We start from the raw sequence: 25,580 nt of genomic DNA on the forward strand, positions 1-25,580 counted from the left end.
TATATACTCCTTATTTTTATTTTGTGTAAATTTTTAGGTAAACTCATTTTATATATAATCATTAGTGAAGTTTAAATTATAACATTACTTAATATATTTATAAAAAGTTATGTTAAATTCGTGTTAAATATGTAAATAAGTATTAACATGTTTTTGATTATAGTGTATTATTAATATGGAATTTTAATGGACAAAGAAAAAGTACATATTATGGAATGAGATTTATTGTAGGAGGTAAATTGATGTATAATATCATATTTTTGATTATTAACCTTTTAGGAGGATTAGGACTTTTTCTATATGGGATGAAGCTTATGGGGGATGGTCTTGAAAATGCAGCAGGAGATAAACTGAAGGGTATTTTTGACAGAATAACATCTAATCCAGTGAAAGGTGTGCTAACAGGTACCATTGTCACTGCTATTATTCAAAGTAGTAGTGCTACTACAGTAATGGTTGTTGGATTTGTTAATGCAGGACTTATGAATTTATTTCAAGCAACATCTGTTATAATGGGAGCTAATATTGGTACTACAATAACAGCCCAATTAATAACATTTAAATTTGATGCTTTTGCACCTGTATTTTTAGCTATTGGTGCAGTTATGATACTTTTTTGCAACAAAAGAAAAGTAAAAGAATTGGGTCAAATTATCCTTGGATTTGGTATATTATTTTTAGGATTAAAACTTATGTCAAGTGCAATGTCACCGCTTAAGGACTCAGTATTCTTTACAAATTTAATACTAAAATTAGAAGGACATACTATATTAGGTCTTTTAATAGGAATGATGATGACAGCTGTCCTTCAAAGTTCATCAGCTTCTACTGGTATACTAGTAGCATTAGCATCTACAGGAAGTTTACCATTAACAGTAGCAATACCAATATTATTAGGTAATAACATTGGTACATGTGTAACAGCATTAATATCTAGCATAGGAACTTCAATAACAGCAAAAAAAGCAGCAGTTATTCACTTGTTATTTAACCTTATAGGAGCTGTTATATTCTTAATTATCCCAGTTACATTCTTAGCTAATATAGTTTTATCAATAAGTCCAGATGTAGGTGCTGAAGCTATACCAAGACAGATAGCAAATGCACATACCTTATTTAATGTGGTAAATACCTTACTATTACTTCCTTTAATTAAATATCTTGTTTCCTTTGTTAATAAGATAATTCCTGGTGAAGATGAAAAAGATGTACCGGGTGTTAAATATATAGACGAAAGATTGCTAGAGACTCCAGCAATAGCTTTTGGTCAAACAACTAATGAAATAGTAAGAATGGGTGAGAAGGCAAAGGAAAATTTAAAAGTAGCTATGAATTCTTTTTTACAGGGAGATGAAGAGCTAATAAAGGTAGCATACAATAATGAAAAGATAATTAATCTATTAGAACATGATATAACAAGATATCTAGTTAAGTTATCTAACTCAGATTTAGGTGATGAACAGAGAGCAGAACTAGCTGCATATTTCCATGTGGTAAATGATATTGAGCGTATAGGAGATCATGCAGAGAATATCGCAGACCTTGCTAGTGAAAGAATCACTAAAAGATTGACTTTTTCTCCAGATGCTATGAATGAAATAAAAGGTATGTTTGACTATACTATAAGTGCAGTAGAAATGAGTATAGATTGTTTTAAAAGTTATAATAGAGAAAAAGCAGCGGGGATAAGAGGAATAGAAGAAAGAATAGACTCGCTAGAAAAAGAATTAAGAGCATCACACATAAAGAGATTAAACAATGGGGTATGTAATGCTGTAGTGGGAACAATTTTCTTGGATTTGATAAGCAATCTAGAGAGAATAGGTGATCACTCAATAAATATAGCTGAAATAATATATGAAAATTAAATTGATAGTTTTTTATAGCTTTTATGTTAAAAACCTTTTGGATAATGTGAATCCAAAAGGTTTTTATTATATAGGTAAAAGAATAATAGTATGAATTTATGAATAAGTATAATTACAGAGTAATAAAAAAAAGGTGGGAGGAACCATTAAGAATACTAAATTAATATCAATACTTACAGTAATTATTTTAGGATTCATATGCATGTCTGTAATTAATGTAAACAATGTGGTTACAACTTATAAAAATGCTGAATCAGAACAAGAAAAAAATAAAATAATACTAATTGATCCAGGACACGGAGGAATAGATGGAGGTGCTTCATCTAAAGATGGAACTACAGAAAAGGATATAAACCTAAACATTGGACTTCTATTAGGGGCAAATTTAAAAAGTCAAGGATATAAGGTTGAATTTACAAGAACAGAGGATATAGGACTTTATACTGAAGGAAAATCAGTAAAAGAGAAAAAATATGAGGACTTAAATAAAAGAGTAAGTTTGAAGGAAGAAACAAAGTGTGACATATTTGTTAGTATACATCTAAATACATTTCCAGAATCATATTGTAAGGGTGCTCAAGTATGGTACTCAAATTATGAAGGAAGCGAAAGGTTAGCAAATATCATGCAAGGTACATTAAAGGATAAATTGGACCAGTCCAATAAGAGAAAAGCAAAGGCTGCAGGCACTCAATATAAAGTATTGAGAGGAAATGATACTATGGCAGGAGTTATTGTAGAGTGCGGATTCCTAAGTAATACTGAAGAATATCAAAAGTTAAAGGATGAAGAATATCAAAAGAAAATTGCAGATGCGTTAGCTGAATCTATAAGCATTTACTTGAAAGAAGGAGCAAATTAAAGATAAGAGCCTACTTTTTCTATAAAAGGTGGGCTCTTTATAGAATATACAAAAATGTGAAATTGCAAATGATTAGTCCATATGATATTATGATTAAGGATTGGATTAAGCCATTGGTCCAAAGGGTCAGGAGATGAGATTTTGAACATTACAATTGATAAAAAAAATGGGATACCTCTCTATATCCAAGTAAAAAAACAAATAATGCATCTTATAAAAGATGGAACTTTGAGAGTTGGAAGTAAAATGCCGACAGAAAGAGAATTGTCTCAAGAGTTAGTTGTTAGTAGAAATACCATTAGCGCTGCCTATAATGAACTAGAAGCTAAGGGCGTATTAAAATCTATTCGAGGAAAAGGGACTTTCGTAGCAGAAGAAGTAGTATCATGGCAAAGTTATGATAGTAGAAGGAAAATTAATAAATTTGTGGATTTAGCTCTAGAAGAAGCTTTAGAATGCGGTATAGATCCAGATGATTTTTTGGACATAGTAACAAATAGGGTTAGTGAGAAAAAGGATGTTATGAATAAAGTTACTTCAGCATTTGTGGAATGTAATATTGAGCAAGCGAGAATGTTTAGTAAAGAAATAACATCAATAACAAGTATGAATACGATACCATTTACTTTAACAGACTTAGAAAAAATGAGTGACGACACAAAGGACAAGCTTTCGACTTGTGAAGTAATTATATCACCATTTAACCATGTAAATGATGTAGATGGATTTTTAAAAGGCATGAACAAGGAAATACTGGGAGTAGCAGTAAACCCTAATCTAGAATCCATTGTAAGAATCGCTAGACATCCTTCAGAAACAAAGTTTACTTTTATTTGTTTATCTGAAGAGTTTATATTTAAAATTAAGTCTGCACTTGATAATGCAGGTCTTTCAGATTTATCAGTTGAGTATTTTAGTATAACTGAAGAAGCTAAATTAAAACACATAATTGATAAATCGGAGGTACTAATAGTAACTCCAGGTAGATATAAGGATGTTTGTAAGCTCAATCATGAAAATAAAGAGCTTATAGAGTTTTCTTATAACTTAGACTCTACATCAGTGAAGGCACTTAAGTCAAAAATTGTAGAATTAAAGTATCAAAAAAATTAATTCAGGAGGAATTAAAAATGGAAAAGAAGACATTAGTTCTTGGTGTTATTGGAGCAGATTGTCATGCTGTAGGTAACAAAATCATGGATTATGCATTAACAGAAGCAGGGTTTGAAGTCATCAATATTGGGGTGCTATCACCACAAGAAGACTTTATAAATGCTGCAGTGGAAACAAATGCTGATGCAATAATTGTTTCTTCTCTTTATGGACATGGAGAGATTGACTGTAGAGGCTTAAGAGAAAAGTGTGATGAATCAGGATTAAAAGATATCCTTATCTATGTTGGTGGTAACATAGTTGTAGGTAAACAAGATTGGGATGAGGTTTATTCAAGATTTAAAGCAATGGGCTTTAATAGAGTTTACCCACCAGGAACAAGTATAGACACTACTATACATGACTTAAAAGAGGACTTAGGAATAGAATAGACATAAGCACATAAACTAACTAACTAAAGTAGATTTTACTTGGAGTTTTAATAGAGAGCTGGAGTGATTTAAATGAATGCATATTTACTTTTAGACTTTGGTAGTACTTATACCAAATTGACTGCAGTAGATATAGATAATGAAGAAATATTAGCTACAGCCAAGGACATAACAACTATCGAAGATGATATAATGATAGGATTTAATAAAGCTTATGATAAGCTAATGAATAAGCTAGAAGGTGAAGAAGTAAATTTTGTTGAAAAACTTGCTTGTTCATCTGCAGCTGGAGGCTTAAAGATGGTTGCAATTGGACTTGTGCCAGATCTTACAGCAGAAGCTGCTAAGAGAGCTGCTTTAGGAGCAGGAGCTCGAGTTATAAAAGTATATAGTTATGAATTAACTAAGGACGAAGTATTAGAGATAAAAAATTCTGATGTAGATATAATTCTTTTAGCCGGTGGTACTAATGGAGGAAATAAACAATGTATTCTACACAACGCAAAGATACTAGTAGATTTAGATGTTAATCTTCCTATAGTTGTTGCTGGAAACAAAAGTGCTAATGATGAAATAAAAGAATTATTTCAAAAAGCTGGATTCTATTTCAGCATAACAGAAAATGTTATGCCTCAATTAAATGCTTTAAATGTGGAACCAGCAAGAGAAGAAATAAGAAAAGTATTTATGGATAGGATAACTGATGCAAAAGGACTATCCAACGCAGAAAATTATATAAATGGTATACTAATGCCTACACCAGCAGCTGTACTTAAAGCAGCTAGAGTGTTGGGAGAAGGCACCGACGAAGAAGAAGGTATTGGAGACTTAATCATTGTTGATATAGGTGGAGCTACTACTGATGTACACTCTATAGGATATGGAGAGCCAACAAAGGGTGGAGTAAATATGAAGGGGTTAGAGGAACCTTTTGCAAAAAGAACTGTAGAAGGTGACTTAGGTATGAGATATTCAGCTGTGTCTCTTTGGGAAGCTGCAGGTAGTAGAAAGCTTAGATCGTATTTAAATGATAAAGATAGAAAAGTACAAATTGAAGAAAGATGTAAATATAGGAATAGTAATATTAAAATGGTACCTGAAACAGATGAAGATATAAAATTTGATGAAGCTATGGCAAAGGCAGCTACAGAACTTTCTATGGAAAGACACTGCGGCACTGTTGAATGCATATATACTCCAATGGGAGCTGTATATAATCAATTAGGAAAAGATCTTATGGATGTAAAATATATGATTGGTACAGGTGGCGTTTTAGTTCATAGTAAACATCCAGGTGAAATATTGAAAGCAGGAACCTTTAATAAAGAAAATGCTACTTCTTTAAGACCTAGAAATCCAAAAACTTTAGTAGATAAAACTTATATATTATCATCAATGGGTTTGTTAGCTCAGGATTATCCTGACAAAGCAATAAGAATAATGAAAAAATATTTAGTGGAAGTGTAAATTACTAGGAGGTAAATTAAAGTGGAACTAAAAAACAAAAAGTGGACCGAGGAAGAGTTTTTTAAGACAAGAGAAGAGGTTTTAGCACAATGGCCAACAGGTAAAGAAGTAGATTTACAGGAGGCTATAGACTACAACAAAAAAATTCCAGCACACAAGAACTTTGCTAAAAAATTAATGGAAGCAAAGGAAGCGGGCATAACATTAGCTCAACCTAGGGCCGGTGTAGCTTTATTAGATAGCCACATAGAATTACTAAACTACTTAGACAAAGAAGGTGGAGCGGATCTTCTACCATCAACGATAGATAGTTACACAAGACAAAATAGATATGAAGAATGTGAAGTTGGGATACAAGAAAGTATAAAAGCTAGAAGATCACTTTTAAATGGATTTCCAGGGGTTAACCACGGGGTTAAAGGATGTAGACAAGTATTTGAATCTGTTAACTTACCATTAGAATCAAGACACGGTACTCCAGATGGTAGATTACTTGCAGAAATTACTCATGCATCAGGTTGGACATCAAATGAAGGTGGCGGTATATCATATAACATACCATATGCTAAAAGTGTTACTCTAGAAAAAACTATTCTTGATTGGCAATATTGTGATAGATTAGTAGGTTTCTATGAAGAGCAAGGTATATCTATTAATAGAGAGCCATTTGGTCCATTAACAGGAACTTTAGTACCACCAAGTACATCTAATGCAGTTGCAATAGTAGAAGCATTACTTGCAGCAGAACAAGGTGTTAAGAATATTACTGTTGGATATGGTCAGTGTGGTAACTTAATACAAGACGTAGCAGCAATTAGAGCTCTTGAAGAGCAGTGTAGCGATTACTTAAGAGCGTATGGTTATGGTGATGTTTACCTAACAACAGTGTTCCATCAATGGATGGGAGGCTTCCCAGCTGATGAAGCTAAGGCTTTTGGTGTTATATCTACTGGAGCAGCAGCTGCAGCATTAGCAGGAGCTACAAAAGTTATAGTTAAAACTCCACATGAAGCTATAGGTATACCAACAAAAGAAGCAAATGCTCAAGGTATAAGAGCAACTAAAATGACTTTAAACTTATTAAAAGGTCAACAAATGCACTTATCTGATGAACTTAGAACTGAAATTGCTATAATTAAAGCTGAAACAAGATGCATGGTAGATAAGTTATACGAAGTAGGAAATGGTGACTTAGCGAAAGGTGCTGTTAAAGGCTTTGATATGGGAGTTATAGATATTCCATTTGCACCAAGTAAATATAATGCTGGTAAAATGATGCCTGCAAGAGATAATAATGGAGCAGTAAGATATCTTAAATTTGGAAATGTTCCATTTACAGCAGAGCTTAAAGCTTTCAATATGAAAAAGCTAGACGAAAGAGGAAAATACGAAAATCGTCCAGTTGGATTCCAAATGACAATAGATGATATATTTGCTGTGGGAAAAGGAAAGCTTGTTGGAAGACCAGAAAAATAACATTTATAATTTATAAGCTAACAATAAACTAATATAAAATTCTTAAATTATAGAAAGCAAGGTGTATTTAAATGAAAATTGTTGATGTAGTATGTTCTGCAGGAAGAACTGGATTTTATTTTGATGACCAAAGAGCAATAAAAGCTGGAGCTGGTCATGATGGATTTACTTATATTGGAGAGCCAGTAACTGAAGGATTTACATCTATAAGACAAGCAGGAGAATCTATATCTGTAATGTTAATACTTGAAGATGGTCAAGTAGCACACGGTGATTGTGCAGCTGTTCAATATTCAGGAGCAGGTGGACGTGATCCATTATTCTTAGCTAAAGATTTCATACCAGTTATAGAAAAGGAAATAGCACCAAAACTTATAGGTAGAGAATTAACTAACTTTAAATGTTTAGCTGAAGAATTTGATAAAATGTTGGTAAATGGAAAAAGACTTCATACAGCTATAAGATATGGAGTAACTCAAGCTATTCTTGATGGTGTAGCAAAAGCTAAAAAAGTTACTATGGCTGAAGTTGTAAGAGATGAATATAATACTGGAGTAGAAATTAATAGAATTCCTATATTTACTCAATCAGGAGATGACAGATACAACAACGCTGATAAGATGATTATCAAGGGAGCAGATGTTTTACCTCATGCTTTAATAAACAATGTAGAAGAGAAATTAGGCTTAAAGGGCGAAAAACTTCTTGAATATGTTAAATGGTTAAGTGATAGAGTTTTAAAATTAAGAACTAGTGAAGACTATAACCCAATATTCCATATAGATGTTTATGGAACTATAGGAGTTGCATTTGATTGTGATACAAAAGCAATGGCAGACTACATAGCAACATTGGAAGAGGCTGCTAAACCATTTAAATTAAGAATAGAAGGACCAATGGATGTAGAGCATAGAGAAAGACAAATGGAAGCATTAAAAGAGTTAACAGATGAACTTGATAATAGAAATATCAGTGTAGAATTAGTTGCAGATGAATGGTGTAATACTTATGAAGACGTAGCATTCTTTGCAGATAACAACTCAGGACATATGCTTCAAATAAAAACTCCAGATCTTGGAGGAGTAAATAATACAATAGAAGCTATATTGTATTGTAAGAAGAAAAAGGTTGGAGCTTACTGTGGAGGAACATGTAACGAAACAAATAGATCAGCAGAAGTTTGCACTAACATTGCTATGGCTTGTGGAGCAGACCAATGCTTAGCTAAGCCAGGTATGGGTGTTGATGAAGGTTACATGATAGTGAACAATGAAATGAATAGGGTTGTTGCCTTAGTAAATAGAAGAAATAAATAATACATTAGGTATATAGTAAAAAGGCGGTTTAATTAAAACTGCCTTTTTACTTATAATAATTATAAAAATGAGATATATTATTCATGGGATTTAAATTAAACTGTATTAGTGAATTAATATTGAAATAATATATTTAATCAATGAGTTTAGGAGGATTATATATGAGAGAAATTAAAGTTTCACAGATAACAGAAGCTATAAGAAAATTATGTATAGATGCAAATTACTATCTAGGTAGTGATATCAAAAACAGACTTATAAAATCTCATGAGGAAGAAGAATGGGATATTGCAAAGGGAATATTAAACAAAATATTAATCAATGCTGATATAGCTAAAAATGAAGATATGCCTATGTGTCAAGATACTGGTGTGGCATGTGTATTTATAGAAATAGGTCAAGAGGTTCAGGTAGTTGGAGGAGCACTAGAAGATGCAATAAATGAAGGTGTTAGACAAGGATATAAGGATGGCTACCTAAGGAAATCTGTAGTTAAGGATCCTTTAGATAGAGTAAATACAAAGGATAATACTCCAGCTATGATCTACTATAATATAGTTCCAGGAGATAAGCTAAAAATCACTGTAGCACCTAAAGGATTTGGTTCTGAAAATATGAGTCAAATAAAAATGTTAAAACCTTCTGATGGACTTCAAGGTGTTAAAGATTTTATAATAAAAGTAGTTAAGGAAGCAGGTCCAAATCCATGTCCACCAATAATTGTTGGAGTAGGAATTGGAGGAACCTTTGATAAGGCAGCAACAATTGCTAAAAAAGCACTTATAAGATCCATAGATGTAAGAAATGAAAATCCATTCTACGCAGAGTTAGAAGAGGAACTAGTAACTATGATAAATGAACTAGGTATAGGGCCTCAAGGATTTGGTGGTAAAACAACAGCATTAGCTGTAAATATAGAAACATATCCAACTCATATTGCAGGCCTTCCAGTAGCTGTAAATATTAATTGTCATGCTACAAGACATGCAGAAATAGAGCTATAATTAGGGGGTAAGGTTTATGGAAAAGAGAATAACTACACCACTAACAGAAGAAAAGGTAAAAGATTTAAAAGCTGGAGACAGTGTTTTATTAAGTGGAGTTATATACACAGGTAGGGATGCTGCTCATAAGAGGCTTGCAGAACTTTTAGAAAAAGGAGAAGAACTTCCTATAGATGTAAAGGATGCTGTTATATATTATGTAGGGCCAACTCCAGCAAAAGAAGGAATGGCCATAGGTTCAGCAGGACCAACTACTAGTTATAGAATGGATGCATATACACCAGCACTTTTAGACCATGGTTTAAGAGGAATGATTGGTAAAGGATTAAGAAATACTGAAGTAATAGAATCTATGAAAAAGAATAAAGCAGTATACTTTGGAGCTATAGGTGGAGCTGCAGCCCTTATTGGTAAATGCGTAAAGAAAGCAGAAATAGTGACTTATGAAGATTTAGGAGCTGAAGCTATAAGAAGACTTGAAGTAGAGGATTTACCTATAGTTGTAGTAATAGATTCAGAAGGAAATAATTTATATGAAGTAGGTAGAGAAGCTTACTTAAGTAGTAAAAAATAAGTTTTATAGGTAGAGGTGATTTAGATGGAAATTAATAAAATTTCAAAGGCTGGAACCCTAGAATCCAATGATATATACGTTATAATCATGCCTAATGAAGAGGGCGGAATAGCTATAGAACTTGAGAGTATGGTTATGAAACAATTTGGAGCTGAAATAGAAAGAGCTATTAGAGAAACTTTAGATACTTTACAAGTAAAAAATGTCATTGTTAAAGCTCAAGATAAAGGGGCTCTTGATTATACAATAAGAGCTAGAATTGAAACTGCAGTAAAAAGAGCGCAGTAGGGGGTATAAATATGAAATTAAGAAGAACTATGCTTTTTATGCCTGGAAATAATCCAGGAATGTTACAAGATGCTGCAATCTTAGGTTCAGATTCTATAATTCTTGATTTGGAGGATGCAGTAAGTCTTACAGAAAAAGATAGTGCTAGAATTCTTGTTAGAGAAGCAATTAAAAATGTTGATTATAGTGGAGTAGAGGTGGTAGTTAGAATAAATCCACTTACTACAGAATTTTCAAGTGAAGATATAGAAGTTATCGGAAGAGTTAAGCCAGATGCATTAATGGTTCCAAAGGCAACGGAAGATGAACTTATAGAGATTAGCAGTAGACTTGAAAAAATAGAAAAAGAAGAAGGCTTTGGAGACAAATCTATAAAGTTAATACCAATAGTTGAAAGTGCTTATGGTGTTGAAAATGTATATAGCATTATAAAATCATCAAACAGAATAGTAGCAGTTCTTTTAGGTGGAGAAGATTTAACTTCTGATATGGGAATTAAGAGAACTAAAGAAGGTAGTGAGATATTTTATGCTAGAAACAGGGTAGCTGTGGCTTGTAAGGCTATGAGAGTAGGGGCTATTGATACTCCATTTACAGATACTAATGACTTTGAAGGATTAGAAAAGGATACTCTACTTGCAAAATCCCTTGGAATGACTGGCAAAGCATCAATTAATCCAAGACAAATTGATACAATACACCAAGTATATGCTCCAACTAAAGCGGAGATAATCCATGCTCAAAGGGTATTAGATGCTATGGAAGAAGCTGAAAGAGAAGGTAAGGGAGTATTTTCTCTAGATGGTAAAATGGTAGATGCACCAGTTATAAATAGAGCAAAAACCACTGTGGAATTAAGTAAAAAACTAGGCCTTATTTAATGAGGGGATTGAGGTGATAATAATATGAAGAATGTATTAGGAAGAGAAATTCCGGAGTATATAGATGGATACGGAAATGTAAAGATTTTTGAAGGTGCTTTTAAAAATATGAATCCTTTAAAAAAGGTGTCAGCAAAGATTAAACCTGTAGTTCCTGGAGATGCAAAGTTAGTAAATTCTTTAGAAGAAGTTTTAGATAAAGTGGAAATTAGGGATGGAATGTGTATATCTTTTCACCATCACTTAAGAAATGGGGATTATATTCTTAACATGGTTGTAGAATCCATGGCTAAAAGAGGAATAAAGAATTTAACTGTGGCAGCAAGTTCTATATTTCCAACTCATAAGCCGCTAGTTGCTTATATTGAAGATGGTACTGTATCTAAAATATATGCAAATTATATATCAGGGCCTGTAGCAGATGCTATATCACAGGGAAAATTAAAATATCCAGCTATAATGCATACCCATGGTGGAAGATCAAGAGCTATTGAAAGTGGAGATTTACATATCGATATAGCCTTTTTAGCAGCACCTTCTAGTGATATGTATGGTAATATAAATGGACTTACTGGTAAATCTGCTTGTGGCGCTTTAGGATATGCAGTTTCTGATGCAGAATATGCAGACACTGTAATAGCTATTACAGACAACTTAGTGCCATATCCAAACTTCCCAATGGAAATAAACCAAGTTTATGTAGATTATGTAGTTAAGGTAGATTCTATAGGAAATCCAGCAGGAATAGTATCAGGAACTACACAAATTACCAAGGATCCTATAGGCCTTAAAATTGCAAAGAATGCTTTAGATACTATGATAGCGTCAGGACTAGTTAAAGAAGGTATGTCATTTCAAACAGGAGCTGGAGGAATATCTCTAGCTGTAGCTGCAGAGCTTAGAGAATATATGAAGAAGAATGAAATCAAAGGTAGCTTTGCATCTGGTGGAATAACTGGTTATATTGTAGATATGTTTGAAGAAGGATTATTCCAAAGTTTACTAGATGTACAATGTTTTGATTTAAAGGCAGTAGAGTCTTGTGCTAAAAATGAAAAACATATAAATATGTCAGCTTCTATGTATGGAAATGCTCATAACAAGGGAGCTGTAGTAAATAACTTAGATATAGTAATACTTGGAGCAACAGAAATAGATACAAACTTTAATGTAAATGTTACTACTGCTTCAGATGGAACTATAATGGGGGGGTCTGGTGGTCATGCAGACACCGCAGCAGGCTCTAAACTTACTATAATAGTAACAAAACTAACTAAGGCAAGGTTACCAATAATAAAGGATAAGTTAACTACTATAACTACTCCAGGCGAAACTATTGATGTAATAGTAACTGAAAGAGGAATAGCTGTTAACCCTAAGAGGGTTGATTTAATTGAAAAATTAAAAGAAGCAAACCTTAATGTGGTAACTATAGAGGAATTAAAGGAAATAGCTGAAAAAATAACAGGTACTCCTAAAGCAATAGAATTATCTAAGGATATAGTTGCAGTTGTAGAATATAGGGATGGAACTGTTATAGATGTAGTTAGAAAAACATTATAAATAAAATAACACCTGTCTAAGATATTTTATTCTTAGATAGGCGTTATTTTTTGTGTTAAATCTTGGTTAGGAAGTTTAAATTTTCTTAATATATGTACAAAATTATTTGGCAATAAGTTAAATTTATATTGTTAAATAAAATAGGAAAGAGTGATGAAATAATGTGGCCTAAAGAAAAATTAAAATTCAATAGAATATTTAAGAAAAAGTTTAACATCAAGACCAGATTAATTTTAGCTTTATCAGTATTAAGCATTAGTACAATAATATTTGGAGTATATTCTATATTTCAAATGATGAAATTACATAATAGTATAGAAGGTATATCAAGTATATATGGTGGTAAAATTCAAAAGTCAGATGAACTTAGTTATCATGTTTTAAATTTTAGAACTAAAGAATATGGATATATAATGGAGACATTTTCAGAAGAAAAAAATAGAATAGAACAAGAAATGAAAGAATCAAAAGGAAATATACAATTAATTTTAGAGGATTATTTTAATTATTGTGATAGCAATAGTGAAAAAAAGGATATTGAAAATATACAAGAAAAACTTAAAGTTTACTTAGAGGTTAACAATGAAGTTATAGAAATAAATAAAAAAAATAAAGAAATGAGAAATGTTTTAACTTTAATTAAGGGAAAATCTAAAAATCAATTTGATGAATTGATAAGCTCTATTGATGAACTTAAACAAAAGAATTTAATTTATTTAGACAGTATAAATAAAGAAGCTAATGAACGTTATAAAATAGTATTAATTACATTTATAGGCGTAACTTTTGGAATAATTTTATTTACTATTGTAGTGGGTATATATTTAACAATTTCAATTGTATATCCATTAAATAGATTAAAGGGGAAGATAAATGAATTAGTAAATAAAGGTGGTGATTTAACTCAAGATATAATTGTTGAGTCAGGAGATGAAATAGGAGAATTATCACAAGCTATCAATGTGTTTATGAATAATATAAGAAAGATAATAGTGGAAGTTAATAATTCCTCAGATAATGTTTTAAGCTCTTCTAGGGATACAGCTAGGTATATAAAAGAGCTTCATATGAATGCAGAAAGAACAACGAATACTGTAGATGAAATTTCCATGGCCATTGAGGAAGCGGCAGTAAACTCTAATGAGGTTAGTGGTTTATCTTTAGGAGTAGAGAGTTTTATAAATGATATAACCCATAAGGCTAAAGAAGGAGAGAAAACTGCAATAGATATTAGAGGGAGGGCTAATGAATTAAAAGACAATGTGGAGGTATCTAACAAGAAGGCACTTCAAATATTAGAAGAAACAAAGAAAAATCTCATAGAAGCTTTGGAAAAATCTAAATCCGTCAGTGAGATAGAAAATTTATCAGGATCAATATTAGATATTGCAAATCAAACAAATTTACTAGCTTTAAATGCATCTATAGAAGCAGCTAGAGCGGGTGAGTACGGTAAAGGCTTTACTGTGGTTGCAAATGAAGTTAGAAATTTAGCGGAACATTCAAGAGTTACCGTAGAAAATATGCAACAGGTAATTAAAAATGTTAAGGAATCTGTAGATACTCTATCTATAAGCTCCAATAAGATTTTAAAATTTATAGATGATATAATAATTAAAGACTATAAAAAAATGTACATCATAGGGGAACAATATAATAGAGATTCTATAATTATAAATGAGTTAACAGAAAGATTTAGTCACATGGCAAAAGAATTAAAGGCTGTTGTATCTACTATAACAAGTTCCATGGTAAATATAAGTGAAACAGTAAATAAAGGATCAACAGGTATAGTTGAAGTTGTAGAAAAGACCAGTTGTTTATACATCAATATTGGAGAGATAGAAAATCAGATGTTGCGAAATGAAGAAAGTGCTAGGGGATTAAAAGTGATTATATCTAAATTTACAATATAAGTTATATAATAAAGTTTTCATTATAAATTATTAATGAAGACTTTTTTTATATTGCAATTAGAATTTATATTACAATACAAAATGGGGAATAAAGATTTTATTTACAGTGCTACTATGATAACATATAAGGAGAAAGTAAATTATTTACTTAGGAGGTTTTTCAATGTCTAAGTTAAAAGATCCTTTTAAGAATGTATGAAAAAGAGAATATAATGGAGGCAAGTATGCCTATAATACCACATTAATAGCAGGAATTATAATAATAAGTATGTTATTTATTATATTAATTTGTCTGTCCTAATATTATAATAAAATTTTTAGTCAACTTATTAATAAAGTAAACTTTATTAAATTAATATCGTATTATTTATATAAAGAGAGGGAAGAAGATGAAAGAATCGCAAGGAAGAGCTCCTGTAGAAGATGCCATTCTTGTAAGCAATGTATTAAAGGGAGACGTAGATAGTTTTCAAGTTATAGTCGAGAAATATCAGCTTAATATACTTAGATTTATTTATGGAATGATAAAACAGAAGGAAGCAAGTGAGGATATTACTCAAGAGGTATTTATAACTGTATATAATAAATTAGATATGTATAATAATAAATATAGTTTTATAAATTGGGTTTTGCAGATTGCAAAAAATAAAACCATAGATTATATGAGGAAATATAGAAAGGTTTATGAAAGTGATATTGATGAAGCATATAATATATCATCTTCTGAGATGGGACCGGAAGAATCTTTAGAATATTTAGAAGTAAAAGAAAATGTAAATAAATATATAAAAACTCTAGATCAAGTTGATAAGCAAATATTAAATTTAAGGTATTCTCAGAATTTAACTTTTAGAGATATAGGTGAAACTCTAGATATTACAGAAACTACTGTGAAAAGGAGATACTATAAAGTAAGAGATGGATTCAAAGTCTTTTGCAAGTAAGGTTAGGAGGAGTCACAATGAAATGTAGTCAGTTCAAAGATAAGTTAACAGAATATATTGAAGAAAATTTGTCAGCCGAAGCAGATGAAGAAATGAGGAGTCACCTTTTAACCTGCCAAAGTTGTAAAGATGATTATGACAAAGAAGTTTTAGAATATAAAACTTTTAAAGAGGCCTTTTCTTATGAAAACATTAACTTTAAAAACTCTACAGAAAAAATAATGGAGAGTATAGATAAAAATAAATATACAAGGGGGAGAAGAGGAATGAAAAGAAAATACAAAGGAGCATTAGCTATTGCAGCTGCATTTTTATTAGGGGTTATAGTTACTCCTGTAGCTATGAAATTAATGGATGGTAAAGAAATATTTTCAGCAGCCTCATCAGGAAAGGAAGAGAATTCTACTAAGCAAGAAAATATAGTTAAATCTGAAATTGCAGAAGAAAACAACAGTAACGAACCTATAGAAAGCGTTCCAGAGACATCATCAAATGAAGAAAAGACTAGTGATGATATAAAGAAATCAGTAAATGTGAATATTGTTGACTTATATAGTAAAGCGGAAGTGACTATGTCTAAGGAGTTAACTTTTAATACACCATTTATAGCTACAGAAGATGGTAAATATGAAGCTAGTATAGAAGGTAAAGGAGAAAAGGCTATAGAAGAGGGAATAGGTATACTTTATGTAAAAGATACGTCTACAAATAAGATGTATGAGTATACTGCAATAGAGAAAAAAAGTCAGCAATCACCACTATCAATAAGTTGGTATGATGACACTCATCTTATGATAGTTCATGGTTTAGGATATGGAACATTAGTTAATGGTGAACGTATTATAATCGTAGATGTAACCACAGGTGAACAAATGCTTATAGCTACGGCTAAGGATAAAGAGCGGTTTGTATCTATAACAAGAAAAGATGATAGCTTAATATTAAAATATGTTCTTTATTTAGATGACATGATGAATGATAAAGAAGACAAATCTAAAACTTTTGACAATTATATTCTTGGAGATGTAATAGAAATAGAATAAGATAGTGTATTGCAACTAAAGGTTGCAATACCTTTTTTCTTATTCATAGTTATTGATAATAAAACTAGTAACATGATAAAATTAGTTGTAAAAAGATATATAGGAATAGATACTATAAAATATATAATAAGTTATAAAATAAAATATAAGTGGTGAAGTGATGGTTAATATAAATAAGACTTATAAAAAGGCAATGGATTTTTATTGTGATGGAAGATTAGATAAAGCATTAAATTATTGTGATAGGGTATTAAACAAAGATAGAAGTCATTCTCCTACATTGAATTTAAAGGGACTAATATATTATATTCGTGGACAATTAGAAGAAGCAAAGACTCTTTGGAAGTTAAGCTATAAATTAAATGGAGATATGGTATCTAAAAAGTATTTAGATGATTCTAGACATGATGAAGGGGATATATATATATTTAGTCAAGGTGTACATCTATTTAATGAATTTAAGGTAAAAGATGCTTTAAGGTGTTTTCTAAAGTGTGAAAGTTCCCATTTTAACAGTATAAATCTTTGGAAATACATAGCTAAGTGCCATATGCAATTAGGGCAGCATAATAAAGCTGTTAAATATATAGAGGATATTTTAACTATTGATAAACATAATCCAGAAGCTTTAAGCTTAAAAAAGCAGTTAATAGAATTAAATTTTATACCCAAAGAGACTAGGGTAAAATTTAAGAAGTTTATGGTGGTATTAGGAACAAGTATAGTTGCAGTGTGTATTGTATTATTAATAGGCATTGGAATATTTAAAGGATACAACAAAACTCATCAATGGTTACAAATCAAACAAGAAAAAAAGAATGAAGCAATTAATAAGGATAAAACAAATTTAGACAATTTCCAAGGAAATAGTGAAAAAATAGAGGGGAATTCTCATAAAGAATCAGAAAGTGATGAAATTAAAAAAGAAATAGAAAAAAATGAGAGTTCTAATATTGAAAATGAAAGTTTTAATGTAAGTACATTAAAATCCTACGTAAGAGCGAAAGACTATGAAAACATTATTAAATACATAGAAAAATATGATATAGAAGGTTTAAGTATAAATGATAGGAACATAGCTCAAAATGCAGTAACTTTAATAAAGGAAAAAGGAGTATTGTCCTTATATGAAAACGGAGTTAGTTATATTGCAGATAAGAGATATGATAATGCGATAAAGAACTTCACCTTAGTGTATAAATATAGTGAGGGTATGTATCTAAATGAACATATACTATTTATGATGGCCAGTTCCTATGAAGGTTTAGAAGATATAGAAAATGCAAATAAGTATTATGAGATATATGTAGACAAGTATGAAAAAAATGGTTCATATATAGAACAATGTCTTTACTCTCTAGCAATAAATAATGAGGGAATAGATAAAGAAAAGTCAAAAAAATATGCTAAAATTCTTACTAATAGATTTAGCAAATCAGAATATAACAATAGTAGGATAAAGGCTATATTAAAATAGAACCTATTTATAGTTCTACCATAAATAGAGAGAATGGGCTACTTTATAGCTCCATTCTCTCTATTTTTATTTTAAAGTTATTAGACTTCTATTCTAGTAGGATTAACTCTATTAAGGGTATCTATGTGATATGGAGATACGATAATGATGTTACAGAAAAGTAAAAGAATCAAAATGAATTTTTTCATATAATTCATCTCCTTTTTCAGTAATTGCTATTTAGGTTATTATACTCCTTAGTAAAATTTTTATACATTTTTTCTATTTTATCATAGGCTTCATTACTTGAAGCATAAAGTGAGTCCATAAAATCTTCTCTTACATCCTTACTATCTCTACGAACTTTTTCAGTTAAAATAGCATACTTAATTTCATATAAGTAGTCATTATATGAAGATACAACTTCCGTAAAATCTTTATATAGTGATGAAAAATCATCAGGTATAGACATTTGAGATAAAATGTTTTGTACTGAAGCTAATTTTTTAGAAGTATCATCTATATTAGAAATTAAAAGTTCATAGGTCATATTGCCACTACGACATTTTAAGACATCTTCATAGAAGTTATATTTTAAGCTATCTAGTGATATAACTAGCTCTCTTAAAGTATGAATAAATTTAGTAATATCTGATGATTTTAAATCAGATATTTTCTTTAAATTATTAGAAGATATACAATAGTCTATAGTTGAATCAATTACTGAATACATAGGAACACCTAAATCATAATTATAATCTTTTTTTAGCTTGATTAAGTCATAATAGTTTTCTGTAGCATCTCTGAAGGCTTTTAAATTATTAACTGCTAGCTGAATATCACTTCCATTAGGATTTTTCAGCATTGCTTCAAGTTGCTCTATAATGAGAATATTTTCATTTAGGCCCTTAGATAAATTTTCATAATTTTCTGGTGAGATTACTTCTTTAGCAGAAGGGTTTGAATTTAAATCTATAGATATATCTATCAAGTCAGCTTTCATTTTGGTTAAAACACTAAGAGCTTTTTCAACATCTATATTATTATCTATTAGGATTTTACAGCTATTATTAACCTTCCATATAGATTTCATAGTGTTAGAAATATATCTTTCTTCTTTGTTAAAAGAAAACTTACTAAAAAAACCATAACTCATAAAAAACAAAATTATACCTATAATAAAAAAGCATAAATATTTCATTACTATGTTGTCTATTTTAATTTTTTTTCCACTCACTTACAGCATCCCCCTTTGTATTTGTAAAAAATATATTATAATTCTTTATATTAAAGTTAAAACTAAAATATTCGTAGTTATTAACATTTATTTAATTAAAATATTTTTGGTCTAAAAATTAAAATTTATATTACAAATAGAAGTATTGGTGTATAATTAAAATAGTATTATCGTTAGGTGGTGACTATATGGAAAGCTTTAATGCACTCATAAATATTTTTAAGGGAATGACTATATTTTCTCTAATTGACATTATTGTAGTTTCTTTTATATTTTATAAAGGTTATACATTAATAAAAGAGACAAGAGCAGAACAATTATTAAAAGGAATTGTACTTATATTTTTATTAATACCAGTAAGTGATGTTTTAAACTTAACAACCCTAAATTGGATATTAGAGAATACTTTAACAATTAGTGTTATTTCTATTATAATTATATTTCAGCCTGAAATTAGAAAGGCTTTAGAACATATTGGAAGAACTTCTTTTGTAGATAAAATAATTTATGAAGATGAAGAAGTTATGAAGAGTGTGGTTAATGAAATAGTAGATGCTGTGGAAGTATTGGCTGAGGATAGAGTTGGAGCACTTATAATAATAGAACAAAAGACTGGTCTTGGAGATATTATAAACACGGGAACTAAAATAAACGGTGATGTATCTTCAGCACTTCTTCAAAATATTTTTGTTGTAAATACTCCACTTCACGATGGTGCCACTATCATAAGGAATGATAAGGTTGTAGCATCAGGTTGCTTTTTACCCCTTACAAATGATGATAAGTTAAATAAACAGTTAGGCACAAGGCACAGGGCTGGAATAGGAGTTACAGAGGTAGCAGACTGTATAACTATTATAGTTTCAGAAGAAACAGGGGTAATTTCTTTAGCTATAAATGGAAGATTACTTAGAAATTACGATAAAGATAAGCTGAGAAATGTACTACTTAAAATAATGAAGAGTAGACAAAATAGAAAAGAATCATTTAAAGAGAGGGTAAAGCTATGGATAAGCAAAAAAGACAAGACATCATAATAAGAATTTGTTGTGTAATAGCAGCACTAGTATTGTGGATGTATATTCGTAGTAGCGAAGACCCTGTCACTACTAGTGTAATAAAATATGTACCGGTAAAGATACTAAATGAAGATACTCTTGCAGATAGAGATTTAGTACTAATACCAAATCAAGATTTTTATATAAATTTAACAGTAAAGGCTCCGGCATCTACAATTAAAGATTTAGATAAAAAAGAGTTCACTCTAGTAGCAGACCTTCAAGGGTATGCACTAACCCCGGGAGAAAATAAAGTTCAAGTTAAAGTAAAAGAAGCAATTCCTGGAGTTTCTGTTGTAAACTCTGATGGTCTTCTAATGAAAGTAGATGTGGATACTTTAGCAGATAAATATGTAAATGTAACATCTGGAATTGTAGGTGAAGTAGCGAAAGGATATTATAATGATGATTCTGTAATATCACCTAATTCTGTAAAAATTTCAGGGCCACAAAGATATTTAGATCAAGTGGTAGGAGCAGTAGCTCAAGTAGATATAACTAATGCAAGCACTGATATAGATAAAAACTGTAAGGTTACTTTAGTAGATTCAGACGAAAGAGAAGTTACTGGACTATCTATATATCCAGAATATGTGCAGGTGAAAATCCAGGTGAAAAAAGGAAAATATTTGGGGATAAATATACAGACTGCTGGAACGGCAGTACCAGGAGTAACTATAGTAAGTACGGAAGCAGCACCAAAGAGTATAGAGGTAGCTGGTGTAAGTGAAATAATAGATAACATAAAAAGCATTAATACAGAACCTATAAATATTAGTAATATAACTGAAAGCACTACGGTAGATGCAAATCTAATAATGCCGGAAGGTGTACACAGTGTAAATAATGAGAAAACTGTAAAAGTTAAAATTACAGTTAAGAAAATTAGTGAAAAGACTTTAAGTATACCAATAAACTATACTAATTTGGGAGAAAAACTTACACTAGAAAACTCAACTCCAACATTAAAGTTAGTTATTACAGGAGAAGAGAGTGAACTAAGTAAAATCAGTGAAGATAAACTTAAGGCTACAGTAGATTTGAAAAGTTTAACAGAAGGCTCCCATGAAGTTAAGATACAATTAGCAGGAGTACCAAATACAGTACAAGTTAAGAGCCAAACACCTGAAAATATAACTATAACCATAAAAGCCAAAACAGAGGAGACAGGTAATAATGACGGTTAAGATAAATAATTTAGTTTTAGGAATAAATGAAGATAGTTTAGCCACCTTAAAATCAAAGGTGGCTAATAAACTTAGAATAAAAGAAAGTGATTTTAAATCCTTTAAAATTACTAAGGAATCTATAGATGCTAGAAAAAAATCAGAAATAAAAATAAATTATGCTGTAGAAATTGAATGTGATAATGAAGCTAAAGTAATAGCTAGAGTAAATAGTAATGATGTTAAATTAGGTGGAGATAATTATAAAGCAGATTTTGAAATTGGAACAAAGAAGCTAGAGAGTAGACCTATAGTAGTAGGAATGGGACCAGCAGGGCTATTTGCTGGACTTCTTTTAGCTGAAAAGGGATATCACCCTCTTATAATTGAGAGAGGTGAAGATGTAGACAGTAGAACTAGAACTATAGATGGCTTTTGGAATAATAGGATACTTAATACAGAAAGTAATGTTCAATTTGGAGAAGGTGGAGCCGGTACTTTTTCAGATGGAAAGCTAACAACTAGAATTAAAGATCATAGATGTGGATATGTTCTAGAAAAACTTGTTTTAGCAGGTGCACCAGAAGAAATTACATATATGGGGAAGCCTCATATCGGAACGGATATATTAAAAAATGTAGTGAAAAATATAAGAGAAAAAATTAAGGAATATGGTGGAGAAGTAAGATTTTCATCTAAACTTGAAGATATATCAATAAGAAATGGTAAAATTTCTGAGATAGTAGTAGAAGGTGAACATATACCTTGTGATAATCTTATACTTGCTACAGGTCATAGTGCTAGAGATACTTATGAAATACTATTTTCAAAAGGTGTTTCTATATCACCAAAACCCTTTGCCGTTGGTTTTAGAGTTGAACATTTACAGCATATGATAGATGAAAATCAATATGGTAAATATGCAACTCATCCAAAACTAAGGGCTGCGGATTATAAACTAACCTATACTAGTAATAAACTATCTAGATCTGTATACAGTTTTTGTATGTGTCCAGGTGGTCAGGTAGTGGCTTCAGCATCAGAAGAAAATACTGTAGTAGTAAATGGTATGAGCAATTATAAGCGAGATGGGATAAATGCTAATTCTGCTTTAGTAGTATCAGTACACCCTAGTGATTTTGAAGGAAATACCCCATTAGGGGGAATTGCTTTTCAAAGACGTTATGAAGCTTTAGCTTATGAAGTTGGAGGAAGAAATTATAACGCCCCTGTTCAGCTTGTAAAAGATTTTTTAAATGACAAAGTATCAAAGAATTTTGGAAGGGTGAAACCAACATATACTCCAGGAACTGAATTTGTAGATTTAAAAAGCTGTGCACCAAATTTTGTTGTAGATGCTATAAAAGAAGCATTACCTGTATTTGATAGGAAAATACCAGGATATGCAGGAGAAGATGCAATATTAACAGGTATGGAAACAAGGACTTCTGCCCCTGTAAAAATAAATAGAAATGAAAATTATGAAAGTGTTAATGTTAGAGGATTGTATCCAACGGGTGAAGGTGCTGGATATGCAGGAGGAATTGTATCAGCAGCAGTAGATGGACTTAGAGTGGCAGAACAGATTATCACAGAATATTCACCAAAATAAAACAAAGAGAAACTTGATATTTATATTATCCATTGATAATATAATATTTAAGAAGATTATTTTATCCATTCTTCTTTTCTTTTACGGGGATATGAGTTTGCAGCAAGAAGTGAAGATAGGAATTAGGATAAACAGATTTCTTAGAGCTTTTGCTCATTAGAGATTGTTATCCTTTAGGATAAATTTTGCTAAGATTTAGAAATATATAAATTTTATATACTTCTAAATCTAATGCAAAAAAATTAAAGCTAATATAAATATTTATGTGGAGGTATAGTGATGAGGGAAGATAAGCAAGTATTAGTGATTAATCCAGGATCGACATCTACGAAAATAGCTGTATTTTTGGGGGAGGAATGTATAGCCTCAGCTAGTTTATCTCACAGTGCAGAGGAAGTGAAAAAGTATTCTCATATATGTCAACAAAAGGACATGAGAACGGAAGTCATATATAATTGGCTTAATGAAAACGATTATTCACTTGAAAAGTTTCATGCTGTAGTAGGTAGAGGTGGACTTTTAAGACCTATGCCAGGAGGAACTTATAAGATAACTTACAAGATGTTAGACGACCTTATTGTTGGGTTTCAAGGACAGCATGCTTCAAATTTAGGTGGAGTTATTGCCTTTGAAATTGCAGAGAAGGCAGGAATACCATCTTATATAGTAGATCCTGTTGCTGTTGATGAAGTTGACGAAGTAACAAGAATATCAGGCATGGAAGATATATCTAGGCGTTCTCTTGTGCATGCTTTAAACATTAAAGCTGTAGTAAGAAAAGTATGTGCTGATAAAAACTTAGATTTTGAGAAAAGTAATTTCGTAGTAGCACATATAGGTGGAGGAATAACTGTATCACCAGTAAGAGGTGGCAGAATAATTGATTGCAACAATGCAAATGAAGATGGACCTTTCTCACCAGAAAGAACAGGAGGTCTTCCAGTAGGAGATTTAGTGAAGCTTGCCTTTAGCAATAAGTATACAATGCAAGAATTAAAAAACAAAATTACAAGAGAAGGTGGATTAGTAGCTTATCTTGGAACTAATGACGGAAGAGAAGTTGATAGACGTATCGATGAAGGCGATAAAAAGGCAGAATTAATATTAAGAGCTATGGCATATCAACTTAGTAAAGAAATAGGTGGAATGGCTACTGCACTATGTGGTAACATTGATGCTATAATTTTAACTGGTGGAATAGCTTATAATAAAAGAGTTACTAATTGGATTACTGAAGATGTAAAATTTATTGCACCTGTAGAAATTGTACCAGGTGAAAATGAAATGTTAGCCCTTGCAGAAGGAGCATTAAGGGTATTAAATGGTGAAGAAACACCAAAGATATATGACGATGAAGTTAAATTTGATTAACATTTGGGGGGAATCATAATGATTAAAACATTTGATGAGGTAATTTCTAAGGTTAAATCTCAATCAATGAAGAAAGTAGCAGTAGCAGTAGCGCAAGATGAACCAGTGCTTGAAGCTATAAGAGATGCTAAAAAAAATGGCATTGCAGATGCTATCTTAGTTGGAGATAAGGAAGAAATAGTAAAAATTGCAGAAACAATAGGAATGAACATAGATGAGTATGAAATTATAGATGAGAAAGATGTAAACAAGGCATCTATAGAAACTGTTAAACTTGTATCTTCAGGTAGAGCAGATATGATGATGAAGGGCTTAGTTGATACAGCTACTTTCTTAAGAGCAGTACTTAATAAAGAAGTAGGACTTAGAACAGGAAAACAGATGTCACACATTGCAATATTCGAAGTTCCTGGCTATGATAGATTATTATTCGTAACAGATGCAGCTTTTAATATGTATCCAGAACTTAAAGAAAAGATAGATATTATAAAAAATGCAGTTCAAGTAGCTCATGCTCTTGAAAATAACATGCCAAAGGTAGCGCCAATTTGTGCAGTTGAGGTTGTAAACCCTAGTATGCCAGCTACACTTGATGCTGCAAACCTTTCCAAAATGAATGAGAGAGGTCAAATTAAGGGTTGTATAATTGATGGACCATTGGCTCTTGACAATGCACTTTCAAAAGAAGCTGCAGCACATAAAAAAATATCAGGTCCAGTAGCGGGAGAAGCTGATATATTATTAATGGCCAATATAGAAGCAGGAAATGCTGTTTATAAATGCTTAACATATACTACAGAATCTAAGAATGGTGGATTATTAATGGGAGCAGCAGCACCAGTTATAGTAACATCAAGGGCAGATTCACCAGAGACAAAAAAGAATTCTATTGCCCTTGCATCATTAGTAGCAGGAAGATAATAAGGAGGAAGAA

At 31.1% G+C, this 25,580-nt stretch carries 22 protein-coding genes; 21 read left to right on the forward strand and 1 reads right to left on the reverse strand.

The genetic code is table 11. The features are described from left to right. Positions 1 to 242: 242 nt before the first annotated feature. The 16 genes from B3Z56_RS01735 to B3Z56_RS01810 all read left to right on the forward strand — a co-directional run bounded on the left by B3Z56_RS01735 (position 243) and on the right by B3Z56_RS01810 (position 18,223). Positions 243 to 1,868, forward strand: coding sequence for a Na/Pi cotransporter family protein (locus tag B3Z56_RS01735; protein ID WP_346847795.1), 1,626 nt, complete (start codon positions 243 to 245; stop codon positions 1,866 to 1,868). A 202-nt stretch (positions 1,869 to 2,070) separates the two neighbouring features. Further along, positions 2,071 to 2,730: an N-acetylmuramoyl-L-alanine amidase CwlD gene (gene cwlD, locus B3Z56_RS01740; RefSeq protein ID WP_346878120.1), complete on the forward strand. Its 660-nt coding sequence runs from the start codon at positions 2,071 to 2,073 to the stop codon at positions 2,728 to 2,730. A gap of 141 nt (positions 2,731 to 2,871) precedes the next feature. Next, the gene (locus tag B3Z56_RS01745; RefSeq protein ID WP_346847793.1) at positions 2,872 to 3,843 is read left to right on the forward strand and encodes a winged helix-turn-helix domain-containing protein; all 972 of its coding nucleotides are present in this window, start codon (positions 2,872 to 2,874) and stop codon (positions 3,841 to 3,843) included. A 17-nt stretch (positions 3,844 to 3,860) separates the two neighbouring features. Further along, positions 3,861 to 4,274, forward strand: a complete 414-nt coding sequence (gene glmS, locus B3Z56_RS01750) for a methylaspartate mutase subunit S (RefSeq protein ID WP_035133365.1) — start codon at positions 3,861 to 3,863, stop codon at positions 4,272 to 4,274. Positions 4,275 to 4,346: 72 nt separating this feature from the next. Further along, positions 4,347 to 5,741, forward strand: coding sequence for a methylaspartate mutase accessory protein GlmL (glmL, locus tag B3Z56_RS01755; RefSeq protein WP_346878121.1), 1,395 nt, complete (start codon positions 4,347 to 4,349; stop codon positions 5,739 to 5,741). Positions 5,742 to 5,762: 21 nt separating this feature from the next. Beyond that, on the forward strand, positions 5,763 to 7,217 hold the full coding sequence (locus tag B3Z56_RS01760; RefSeq protein ID WP_035133368.1) for a methylaspartate mutase subunit E: 1,455 nt from the start codon (positions 5,763 to 5,765) through the stop codon (positions 7,215 to 7,217). A gap of 71 nt (positions 7,218 to 7,288) precedes the next feature. Continuing rightward, positions 7,289 to 8,533 (forward strand): methylaspartate ammonia-lyase, encoded by a 1,245-nt coding sequence (locus B3Z56_RS01765; protein WP_346876705.1) that lies wholly within the window; start codon positions 7,289 to 7,291, stop codon positions 8,531 to 8,533. Positions 8,534 to 8,694: 161 nt separating this feature from the next. After that, on the forward strand, positions 8,695 to 9,537 hold the full coding sequence (locus tag B3Z56_RS01770; RefSeq protein WP_346878122.1) for a fumarate hydratase: 843 nt from the start codon (positions 8,695 to 8,697) through the stop codon (positions 9,535 to 9,537). Between the two features lie 16 nt (positions 9,538 to 9,553). Further along, on the forward strand, positions 9,554 to 10,111 hold the full coding sequence (locus B3Z56_RS01775) for a Fe-S-containing hydro-lyase (protein WP_346847790.1): 558 nt from the start codon (positions 9,554 to 9,556) through the stop codon (positions 10,109 to 10,111). A 24-nt stretch (positions 10,112 to 10,135) separates the two neighbouring features. Then, on the forward strand, positions 10,136 to 10,399 hold the full coding sequence (citD, locus tag B3Z56_RS01780; protein ID WP_035133374.1) for a citrate lyase acyl carrier protein: 264 nt from the start codon (positions 10,136 to 10,138) through the stop codon (positions 10,397 to 10,399). An 11-nt stretch (positions 10,400 to 10,410) separates the two neighbouring features. Next, the gene (locus B3Z56_RS01785) at positions 10,411 to 11,280 is read left to right on the forward strand and encodes an HpcH/HpaI aldolase/citrate lyase family protein (RefSeq protein WP_346847789.1); all 870 of its coding nucleotides are present in this window, start codon (positions 10,411 to 10,413) and stop codon (positions 11,278 to 11,280) included. A 24-nt stretch (positions 11,281 to 11,304) separates the two neighbouring features. Then, a complete protein-coding gene (gene citF, locus B3Z56_RS01790) occupies positions 11,305 to 12,843 on the forward strand; it encodes a citrate lyase subunit alpha (RefSeq protein ID WP_346847788.1) in 1,539 nt (512 codons plus the stop codon). A 128-nt stretch (positions 12,844 to 12,971) separates the two neighbouring features. Then, entirely contained in the window at positions 12,972 to 14,759 is a 1,788-nt protein-coding gene (locus B3Z56_RS01795) for a methyl-accepting chemotaxis protein (RefSeq protein WP_346878123.1), read from the forward strand. A gap of 389 nt (positions 14,760 to 15,148) precedes the next feature. Further along, positions 15,149 to 15,703 (forward strand): sigma-70 family RNA polymerase sigma factor, encoded by a 555-nt coding sequence (locus B3Z56_RS01800; RefSeq protein WP_346876700.1) that lies wholly within the window; start codon positions 15,149 to 15,151, stop codon positions 15,701 to 15,703. Positions 15,704 to 15,720: 17 nt separating this feature from the next. Next, positions 15,721 to 16,746: a DUF4652 domain-containing protein gene (locus B3Z56_RS01805; RefSeq protein WP_346847785.1), complete on the forward strand. Its 1,026-nt coding sequence runs from the start codon at positions 15,721 to 15,723 to the stop codon at positions 16,744 to 16,746. Positions 16,747 to 16,906: 160 nt separating this feature from the next. Then, a complete protein-coding gene (locus B3Z56_RS01810) occupies positions 16,907 to 18,223 on the forward strand; it encodes a tetratricopeptide repeat protein (RefSeq protein WP_346847784.1) in 1,317 nt (438 codons plus the stop codon). A gap of 205 nt (positions 18,224 to 18,428) precedes the next feature. Here B3Z56_RS01810 and B3Z56_RS01815 read toward each other — a convergent pair whose 3' ends face one another. Beyond that, the gene (locus B3Z56_RS01815) at positions 18,429 to 19,439 is read right to left on the reverse strand and encodes a hypothetical protein (RefSeq protein ID WP_346876698.1); all 1,011 of its coding nucleotides are present in this window, start codon (positions 19,437 to 19,439) and stop codon (positions 18,429 to 18,431) included. Between the two features lie 188 nt (positions 19,440 to 19,627). Here B3Z56_RS01815 and cdaA point away from each other — a divergent pair, with 188 nt between their 5' ends. The 5 genes from cdaA (at position 19,628) to ptb (ending at position 25,567) form a co-directional block, all read left to right on the forward strand. Further along, complete coding sequence (cdaA, locus tag B3Z56_RS01820) at positions 19,628 to 20,476, forward strand: diadenylate cyclase CdaA (protein ID WP_035133386.1); 849 nt, start codon at positions 19,628 to 19,630, stop codon at positions 20,474 to 20,476. Beyond that, a complete protein-coding gene (locus B3Z56_RS01825; RefSeq protein WP_346847782.1) occupies positions 20,446 to 21,684 on the forward strand; it encodes a CdaR family protein in 1,239 nt (412 codons plus the stop codon). Before cdaA ends, B3Z56_RS01825 begins: the two co-directional genes overlap by 31 nt. Continuing rightward, the gene (locus B3Z56_RS01830; protein WP_346878124.1) at positions 21,674 to 23,275 is read left to right on the forward strand and encodes an NAD(P)/FAD-dependent oxidoreductase; all 1,602 of its coding nucleotides are present in this window, start codon (positions 21,674 to 21,676) and stop codon (positions 23,273 to 23,275) included. Before B3Z56_RS01825 ends, B3Z56_RS01830 begins: the two co-directional genes overlap by 11 nt. A 279-nt stretch (positions 23,276 to 23,554) precedes the next feature. After that, the gene (buk, locus tag B3Z56_RS01835) at positions 23,555 to 24,646 is read left to right on the forward strand and encodes a butyrate kinase (protein WP_346847780.1); all 1,092 of its coding nucleotides are present in this window, start codon (positions 23,555 to 23,557) and stop codon (positions 24,644 to 24,646) included. 18 nt (positions 24,647 to 24,664) lie between these two features. Beyond that, a complete protein-coding gene (gene ptb, locus B3Z56_RS01840) occupies positions 24,665 to 25,567 on the forward strand; it encodes a phosphate butyryltransferase (protein ID WP_346878125.1) in 903 nt (300 codons plus the stop codon). Positions 25,568 to 25,580: the final 13 nt, after the last annotated feature.

Origin of the sequence: Clostridium sp. UBA7791 (assembly GCF_002480755.1) — a bacterium.
Lineage (GTDB): Bacteria > Bacillota > Clostridia > Clostridiales > Clostridiaceae > Clostridium_J > Clostridium_J sulfidigenes.

Bases quoted from the DNA above. Each gene is read 5' to 3' on its own strand.
- B3Z56_RS01735 (WP_346847795.1), top strand. From the start codon at position 243: ATGTATAATATCATATTTTTGATTATTAACCTTTTAGGAGGATTAGGA.
- cwlD (WP_346878120.1), top strand. From the start codon at position 2,071: ATGTCTGTAATTAATGTAAACAATGTGGTTACAACTTATAAAAATGCT.
- glmS (WP_035133365.1), top strand. From the start codon at position 3,861: ATGGAAAAGAAGACATTAGTTCTTGGTGTTATTGGAGCAGATTGTCAT.
- glmL (WP_346878121.1), top strand. From the start codon at position 4,347: ATGAATGCATATTTACTTTTAGACTTTGGTAGTACTTATACCAAATTG.
- B3Z56_RS01765 (WP_346876705.1), top strand. From the start codon at position 7,289: ATGAAAATTGTTGATGTAGTATGTTCTGCAGGAAGAACTGGATTTTAT.
- B3Z56_RS01770 (WP_346878122.1), top strand. From the start codon at position 8,695: ATGAGAGAAATTAAAGTTTCACAGATAACAGAAGCTATAAGAAAATTA.
- B3Z56_RS01775 (WP_346847790.1), top strand. From the start codon at position 9,554: ATGGAAAAGAGAATAACTACACCACTAACAGAAGAAAAGGTAAAAGAT.
- citD (WP_035133374.1), top strand. From the start codon at position 10,136: ATGGAAATTAATAAAATTTCAAAGGCTGGAACCCTAGAATCCAATGAT.
- B3Z56_RS01785 (WP_346847789.1), top strand. From the start codon at position 10,411: ATGAAATTAAGAAGAACTATGCTTTTTATGCCTGGAAATAATCCAGGA.
- citF (WP_346847788.1), top strand. From the start codon at position 11,305: ATGAAGAATGTATTAGGAAGAGAAATTCCGGAGTATATAGATGGATAC.
- B3Z56_RS01800 (WP_346876700.1), top strand. From the start codon at position 15,149: ATGAAAGAATCGCAAGGAAGAGCTCCTGTAGAAGATGCCATTCTTGTA.
- B3Z56_RS01805 (WP_346847785.1), top strand. From the start codon at position 15,721: ATGAAATGTAGTCAGTTCAAAGATAAGTTAACAGAATATATTGAAGAA.
- B3Z56_RS01810 (WP_346847784.1), top strand. From the start codon at position 16,907: ATGGTTAATATAAATAAGACTTATAAAAAGGCAATGGATTTTTATTGT.
- cdaA (WP_035133386.1), top strand. From the start codon at position 19,628: ATGGAAAGCTTTAATGCACTCATAAATATTTTTAAGGGAATGACTATA.
- B3Z56_RS01825 (WP_346847782.1), top strand. From the start codon at position 20,446: ATGGATAAGCAAAAAAGACAAGACATCATAATAAGAATTTGTTGTGTA.
- B3Z56_RS01830 (WP_346878124.1), top strand. From the start codon at position 21,674: ATGACGGTTAAGATAAATAATTTAGTTTTAGGAATAAATGAAGATAGT.
- buk (WP_346847780.1), top strand. From the start codon at position 23,555: ATGAGGGAAGATAAGCAAGTATTAGTGATTAATCCAGGATCGACATCT.
- ptb (WP_346878125.1), top strand. From the start codon at position 24,665: ATGATTAAAACATTTGATGAGGTAATTTCTAAGGTTAAATCTCAATCA.